This is a genomic window from Reyranella soli (assembly GCF_007992495.1).
Lineage (GTDB): Bacteria > Pseudomonadota > Alphaproteobacteria > Reyranellales > Reyranellaceae > Reyranella > Reyranella soli.
The window spans coordinates 20,558-27,008 of record NZ_BKAJ01000157.1; the positions used below are offsets into that span (position 1 = coordinate 20,558).

Genomic DNA, 6,451 nt, shown 5'->3' on the forward strand with positions numbered 1-6,451 from the left:
TCGCCTATTTCAGCAGGATGGCGGTGAGTTCGCGCAACTGCACGCGGGCTCGCAACAGATAGAAGCCCTGGGCCGCCAGATGATTGGGAATGAGCAGCCCGTCAGGGTAGCCGTTCCATACGATCCAGGGATCGAGCGCCGAAGCGATGCGGAACGTCTCGACCGTGCCGTTCCACGCGTTCGTGAGGTTCCGTTCGCGGATGACGTTCTCGAAGTCGATGCCCAGCTCGCGCAACAGCAGAAAGTTGGCGTAGAGGCGGCCTTTGTTGAAATAGAAGATGTCGTCGGCCCTGAGATCGAAGAGGTCGCCGGCGCTTTCGATGATGTGCTGATCGATCACCGCCGAATCGGAGCCCTCGTCGTTGGCGATGCGGTCAAGCAGGGCCTGCAGGTTGTCGGCGCGGCGCTCGAAGACGGCCTGCCCCGAAGCCAGCCGCTTGTTGTAGGCCACCAGGCGGTCGCGTCCGGCGCGGTACTTCTGCGCCGACGTCGTCGACGGCAGCAGCGACACGCTGGGCTGCCACAACCAGATGTTCGGCTGCTCGTTGAGAAAGCCGCGCGCCTGCTCGAGGTCGCGGTCGACCTGGCTGGTGCCTCGGGTACGGCCGACCTGATCCATCAACTCGGTGCTGAAGCGGCCCAGCGCCGCCATGATGCCGCGCTGGAAGTTCGGCATGTTGTCGAGGATGCCGGCGGGCACGAAGAACGGCATCATCGGCGTCCAGGTGCTGACGTCGACCTCGCGGGTGACGAACTGCGCCGCCGTAGCGACGGCGCGGCTTTCACCCGGCGCCACGTTGCGCGGCGCGAACTGCGGATCGTCGTCGATGTTGTGCACGATCAGGGCGCCGACCGGGAAGTAGAGCACCAGCACCACGACAACGATGCGCCAGGTCCAGCTCCACAGCCGCCGCCGGCCGCTCGGCGCGGGCCCCGTTCTGCTTCCCCAACCCGGACGCCAGCTCTTCAGGCGGCCCCAGCCCCTGCGCCACCACGAAGTGGCCGGCGAAGAAGGCGCGCCGTGGTCCGGTTCGAACGTCATGGCTCACCTTACCATTCGTCTCGTGACGAAACAGGGGCGACGACTGCTAGAGTGGCGCGTTTGTCGATGAATGGAGTTGGAGGAATGGCACTCGATCCCGAATCGCAGCGCTTGATCGACCTGATGGCTGCGGCCAATCGGCCGGCGTGGAACACGCTGTCGCCGCAGGCGGCACGTGATCTTTATCTCTCGCTACGTCCGAGGGCCCAGGGCCCGCGGCCGGCCGAGGCCAAAGTGGTCGATCGCACCATTGCGGGTCCTGCCGGCGATCTCGCGGTGCGAATCTATCGTCCGGCCACCGCCCCGGCCGACGCCGAGCTGCCGTGCCTCGTCTACGCCCATGGCGGCGGCTGGGTGTTCGGCAATCTCGACAGCCATGACGTGCTCTGCGCCCAGTTCGCCCTGGAAGCGGGCATCGTGGTCTTCGCCGTCGACTACCGGCTGGCGCCGGAGGCGCGGTTTCCCGGCGCCTTCGACGATGTCGTGGCCGGCCTGAAATGGGTCGCGGCCAACGGCGCCTCGATCGGCGTCGACGCCTCCAAGCTTGCCATCGGCGGCGACAGCGCTGGCGGCAACCTTGCAGCGGCGGTCGCAATCTGGGCGCGCGACAATGGCGGGCCCAAGCTCCGCCTCCAGCTCCTGGCCTATCCCGTGACCGATGCAGTCGGCCGCGCCGAGTCCTATCGCCGTTACGAGGATGGCTACGGGCTGAACGCGGCCACGATGGAATGGTTCTTCGACCATTACGCGCCTGACAAAGGCTCGCGCGGCGACTGGCGCGTCTCGCCGTTGCGCGCCAAGTCGCTGAGCGGCCTGCCGCCCGCGCTCGTGATCACGGCCGGCTACGATCCGCTGCGTGACGAGGGCCGCGCCTATGCCTTCCGCCTGCACCAGGAAGGAACCCAGGCCGACCTCGTCGAGTTCGGCGGCATGCTGCACGGCTTCCTGAGTTCGCCCATGCTGCTGCACGGCGCCCGCCGCGGCACATCGCTGGCTGCAGCCGCGCTGCGCGAAGCGTTGGTGCAACGCGCCCAGTGAGGGTGTAAAGCCGGGCACGTGAGCACTGCCGCCAACCCATCGCCCGCCGCCAAGCCGGTGGGCATGGCGTTGCCGGGCCTGGTGATTGCCGTCGCCATGATCGGCGACACGCTGCTCTATGCCGTGCTGCCGCTCTATCACCAGGATTTCGGCATCAGCCTCGCCATGGTGGGCGTGCTGCTGTCGCTCAACCGCTGGATCCGCCTTCTAGCCAACTCCGGCGTGGCGGCGATCGGCGAAAGGGTCGGGCCGCACGCCTTGATGGTGATGGCCGCCATCGGCTCGGTCGTCTCGACCACGCTCTACGGACTGGTGGAGAATGACGCCGTCCAGATCGCCGCCCGTATCCTGTGGGGCATCTCCTACGCCTCGCTCAATCTCTCGACGCTTGCCTATGCCGTCAGCGACCGCGCCAACGCGGGCAAGCGCGTCGGCGCCAGCCGCGCCGCCATCGGCATCGTCCAGGCCATGTCGCTGGTCGGCGGCGCCTGGATCGTCGTCAATGTCGGGCCGCGCTCGGTGTTCGTGATCTTCGGCGGCCTGACGTTGATCTCGCTCGGCGCCGCGCTGATGCTGCCGCGCCTGCCGCGCGAGATCACGGACAAGAAGCCGTTCCGGCTGCCGATCCCCCATCGCCTGGAGACCTGGGGTTTCATGCTGGGCTTCACTAGCGACGGCGTGTTCCTGCTGACGCTGTCCTTCCTGATGAAGGATTCGATCACCTGGCTCGCACCGGTACTGGCCACGGCGATCCTGCTGGCCCTGCGCTGGCTGGTCGAGATCACCACTGGGCCGCTGGGCGGCTGGATCGGCGACCGCTTCGGCGCTGGACGCATCTCGATCATCAACGGCGGCCTGCTGGTCGCAGGCTTCGCGCTGATCGCCCTCGACCACGAGCTGCTGGGCGCGCTGGTCGTGGTCATGACGCGCGGCATGTTCAACACGCTGATCCCCGTGCTGGTGCTCGAGCGCGGCAAGTCCAGCGTGCTCTCCTCCCAGGCAAGCTACTCGACCTGGCGCGACTTCGGCGCTGCTGTCGGGCCGCTGTCGGCGCCCTGGCTGTTCCTCAACATCCCGCAGGCGCCGCTCTATGGCGCACTGGCGGCGGCGCTCGGCATCAGTGCGTATTTCTGTCTGGTAAGGCGTTAGCAACGCACACTGTCATCCCGAGCGAAGCGAGGGACCTTTAAGGCAACAGGAAAGGTCCCTCGCTACGCTCGGGATGACAGTCTTGGCGTAGCGAGCGCCGTGCGTCCTACCGAAACACGTCCTTGCGGTGACGCACCTCGGCGAACACCGCGACCGGATCGCCGCCCGGCATGCCGACGGCCTTCTGCACCGCCGGCACGTCGGCGCGCAGGAACGGATTGGTCGCCTTCTCCTCGCCGAGCAGCGAGGGCACCGTGGCCTCGCCCTTGGCGCGCGCTGCATCGATCGCCGCCGAGCGCTTGATGAGCTTGTCGTTGTCGGCCTCGACCGTCACCGCGAAGCGCGCGTTCGACTGCGTGTACTCGTGCGCGCAGTAGACCTTCATGTCGTCGGGCAGCGCGCGCAGCCGGCTGAGCGAGCTCCACATCTGTTGCGGCGTGCCCTCGAACATCCGGCCGCAACCGAGCGCGAACAGCGTGTCGCCGCAGAACAATGCCTTCTGCTCGCGAAAGGCGTAGGCGATGTGGCCGCTGGTGTGGCCCGGCACGAAGAACACGTCGGCCTCGGCCTCGCCCAAGCGGTAGCGCTCGCCGTCATCGACCTCGATGTCGATGCCGGGGATGCGGGCGCGATCGCGGCGCGGGCCGACGATGGTGCAGCCGGTGGCTTCCTTGATCTCGCGGTTGCCGCCGACATGGTCGCCGTGATGGTGCGTATTCAGGATATGGGTGATCTTCCAGCGGCGTTTGGCCGCCTCGGCCAGCACCGGTCCGGCCACGGCCGGGTCGACGACGCCGACCGCGCCGCTCTGCGGCTCGCGCATCAACCACACGTAATTGTCGTTCAGTACCGGGATTCTAACGATGTCTAGCGTCGTGCTCATGTTGCAACGTTAGCAAGGCTGCCTTGTTACTGCCATGGCCGCGACGGCGCGGTTTCTGCTATTATCGCCCCATGTGGACGGACGTCCTCGATCTCAACGACTTCTACAGCAGCACCTTGGGCCAGATGACGGTGCGGCTGCTGCGGGCGCGCCTGCGCGACGTGTGGCCGAACGTGCGCGGCGAGACCGTGCTGGGCCTGGGCTACGCCACGCCGTTCCTGCGGCCCTTCCGCGAGGAAGCCGAGCGCACCTTGGCGTTCATGCCGGCCCAGCAGGGCGTGACGCGCTGGCCGCGTGAAGGCCGCAACCTCGTTGCCCTGGTCGACGAGAACGACCTGCCGCTGCCCGACCGCTCGGTCGACCGCGTGCTGCTGGTCCATGCCATCGAATGCACCGAGCAGGTGCGGCCGATGCTGCGCGAGATCTGGCGGGTGATGGCCGACGGTGGCCGCCTGGTCACCGTGGCGCCGACCCGCGCCGGCCTGTGGTCGCAGGTCGACCGCTCGCCGTTCTACCAAGGCCATCCCTACTCCGCCGGCCAGCTCGCGGGATTGCTGCGGGCCAACATGTTCGCGCCGCTGCGCCAGAGCCGCGCGCTTTACATGCCGCCCACCAACTCGCGGCTGATGCTGCGCATGGCGCCGGCCGTCGAACGCTTCGGCCAGCGCTGGCTCGGCCGCTTCGCCGGCGTCAGCGTCATCGAGGCCGGCAAGCAGCTCTATGCCGGCATCGCCGAGCGCCATAGCACGCCCGAGCTCGCGGTCGTTCGACCCAAGCTCAGGATCGCCAGCTCGCGCGACACCCAGGCTGCACGCACGCGCAACGCCGAGGACGGCGAAGCACCGGCGTCCTGATCCGACACATCATCGAGAGCATTCGCATGTCGCTGTCTCCGCGCGTGATCGCGCTGCTGGGCTTTGGTGAAGCGGGATCGGCCATCGCGCGCGGTTTGTGCGCCGAGGGCGGCTGGCGCGGCACGCCACGGCCCGGCGACAACGCCCCGCGCCGCGTCATTGCCATCGACACCGCGCTCGACAAGGACGCCCGCGGCACGGCGCTCGGCAAGGAAGCGAAAAGGCTCGATGTCGCGATCGAGGGCCGCTACACGCCGGCACTGAGCGAAGCGGATCTCGTGATTTGTGCCGTCCAGGGCGAGCATGCCTTGGAGGCCGCCCAGTCGGCCGCTCCGCTGCTCAAGAAGGGCGCCCACTATCTCGATCTCTGCACCGTGACCGGCAAGATGTCGGACGAGGACCGCGCGGCCATCGAGGCCACCGGCGGCCGCTACATAGACATCGCCGTCATGGGCGGCTTCTTCAAGTCGGGCATCAAGGCGCCGATGCTGGTGGCGGGCGAGGATGTCGAGCCGGTCGTGGCCTGGATGAATGCCAGCGGCTTTGTGGCCAAGGTGCTGGGCCCCAGGCCGGGCAGCGCCTCGTCGGTGAAGATGATCCGCAGCGTGCTGATCAAGGGTGCCGAGGCACTGGGCGTCGAGGCCTACGTCACCGCCGAGCGCCAGGGCATCCTGAAGGAAGTCATGGAGTGCATGGGCGACGTCGACCAGCTCGGCTTCGGCAAGTTCGTCGGCACGCTGGTGCAGACCCATATCGTCCATGCGCATCGCCGCTGGGAGGAGATGGGGCTGGTCGGCCGGACCTTGCGCGAGACCGGCGTCGATCCGCTGATGACCGAGGTGATCGAGAAGAGCCTTCGCCGCAGCGTCGATGCCGGCATCGCGCCCGCCGACGGCAAGGTACCGGCGTTCGACGAAGCGCTCCGGATCCTGTCGGAGAAGGTCATCCGTGGCCGCTGATGTGTTCGACCAGCTGGTCGCGCTCCTGAACGACGCCAAGGCCAAGTTCCGGGTTATCGAGCACGAGGCCGAAGGCCGCTCGGAGGCGATCAGCGCCATCCGGGGCAACCGGCCCGACCAGGCGGCCAAGGCCATGGTCCTCGACGTGCGCGGCGGCGGCGCGGGCAAGCGCCATGTGCTGGCGATCCTGCCGGGCAACCGCAAGCTCGACTTCACAGCTGTTGCAAATCTATTCGAGGCGCGCAAATGCGGCTTCGCCTCGCCCGACACGGCGCAGGAGCTGACCGGCTGCGTCATGGGCTCGGTGCCGCCGTTCTCGCTCAATCCCGCGCTCGCGATCGTGGTCGAAGAGGACCTGCTCGGCAACGACACGCTGTTCTTCAATGCCGGCCGCCTCGACCGCTCGATGGAGCTCGACACCAAGGACTGGCTGGCCGTGGCCCGGCCGCGCATCGCCAAGATCGCCGCCTAGGCTCATGGTCTTCCGGACCGCGCGCGTCCCCGCGCGCTCATGAGCGCGCGGGGA

General features: G+C 67.9%; 7 protein-coding genes. 5 read left to right on the forward strand and 2 right to left on the reverse strand.

Features of this window, described 5'->3' with window-relative positions; all coding sequences use genetic code 11:
- Positions 1–4 precede the first annotated feature (4 nt).
- Complete coding sequence (locus RSO01_RS37125; RefSeq protein ID WP_147155651.1) at positions 5–1,042, reverse strand: DUF2333 family protein; 1,038 nt, start codon at positions 1,040–1,042, stop codon at positions 5–7.
- 84 nt (positions 1,043–1,126) lie between these two features.
- Here RSO01_RS37125 and lipP1 point away from each other — a divergent pair, with 84 nt between their 5' ends.
- Both lipP1 and RSO01_RS37135 read left to right on the forward strand, forming a co-directional pair.
- The gene (gene lipP1 / locus RSO01_RS37130) at positions 1,127–2,080 is read left to right on the forward strand and encodes a LipP1 family hormone-sensitive lipase (RefSeq protein ID WP_170303652.1); all 954 of its coding nucleotides are present in this window, start codon (positions 1,127–1,129) and stop codon (positions 2,078–2,080) included.
- A gap of 18 nt (positions 2,081–2,098) precedes the next feature.
- The gene (locus RSO01_RS37135) at positions 2,099–3,229 is read left to right on the forward strand and encodes an MFS transporter (protein WP_147155653.1); all 1,131 of its coding nucleotides are present in this window, start codon (positions 2,099–2,101) and stop codon (positions 3,227–3,229) included.
- 106 nt (positions 3,230–3,335) lie between these two features.
- Here RSO01_RS37135 and gloB read toward each other — a convergent pair whose 3' ends face one another.
- Positions 3,336–4,112, reverse strand: coding sequence for a hydroxyacylglutathione hydrolase (gloB, locus tag RSO01_RS37140; RefSeq protein WP_147155654.1), 777 nt, complete (start codon positions 4,110–4,112; stop codon positions 3,336–3,338).
- Positions 4,113–4,183: 71 nt separating this feature from the next.
- Here gloB and RSO01_RS37145 point away from each other — a divergent pair, with 71 nt between their 5' ends.
- From RSO01_RS37145 to RSO01_RS37155, 3 genes are read left to right on the forward strand one after another with little or no spacing between them, the layout of a single operon-like run.
- Positions 4,184–4,966 carry a class I SAM-dependent methyltransferase gene (locus RSO01_RS37145; RefSeq protein ID WP_147155655.1) on the forward strand — a complete coding sequence of 261 codons (783 nt, stop codon included), beginning with the start codon at positions 4,184–4,186 and terminating at the stop codon, positions 4,964–4,966.
- Positions 4,967–4,992: 26 nt separating this feature from the next.
- Positions 4,993–5,925 (forward strand): DUF1932 domain-containing protein, encoded by a 933-nt coding sequence (locus RSO01_RS37150; protein WP_147155656.1) that lies wholly within the window; start codon positions 4,993–4,995, stop codon positions 5,923–5,925.
- Complete coding sequence (locus tag RSO01_RS37155; protein ID WP_218037578.1) at positions 5,915–6,397, forward strand: YbaK/EbsC family protein; 483 nt, start codon at positions 5,915–5,917, stop codon at positions 6,395–6,397. The genes RSO01_RS37150 and RSO01_RS37155 overlap by 11 nt, the downstream gene beginning before the upstream one ends.
- Positions 6,398–6,451: the final 54 nt, after the last annotated feature.

What these genes read in the sequence shown, in the direction of transcription:
- RSO01_RS37150 (WP_147155656.1), top strand. Translation starts at nt 4,993, where the DNA reads ATGTCGCTGTCTCCGCGCGTGATCGCGCTGCTGGGCTTTGGTGAAGCG.
- RSO01_RS37125 (WP_147155651.1), bottom strand. Translation starts at nt 1,042, where the DNA reads ATGACGTTCGAACCGGACCACGGCGCGCCTTCTTCGCCGGCCACTTCG.
- RSO01_RS37145 (WP_147155655.1), top strand. Translation starts at nt 4,184, where the DNA reads ATGTGGACGGACGTCCTCGATCTCAACGACTTCTACAGCAGCACCTTG.
- lipP1 (WP_170303652.1), top strand. Translation starts at nt 1,127, where the DNA reads ATGGCACTCGATCCCGAATCGCAGCGCTTGATCGACCTGATGGCTGCG.
- gloB (WP_147155654.1), bottom strand. Translation starts at nt 4,112, where the DNA reads ATGAGCACGACGCTAGACATCGTTAGAATCCCGGTACTGAACGACAAT.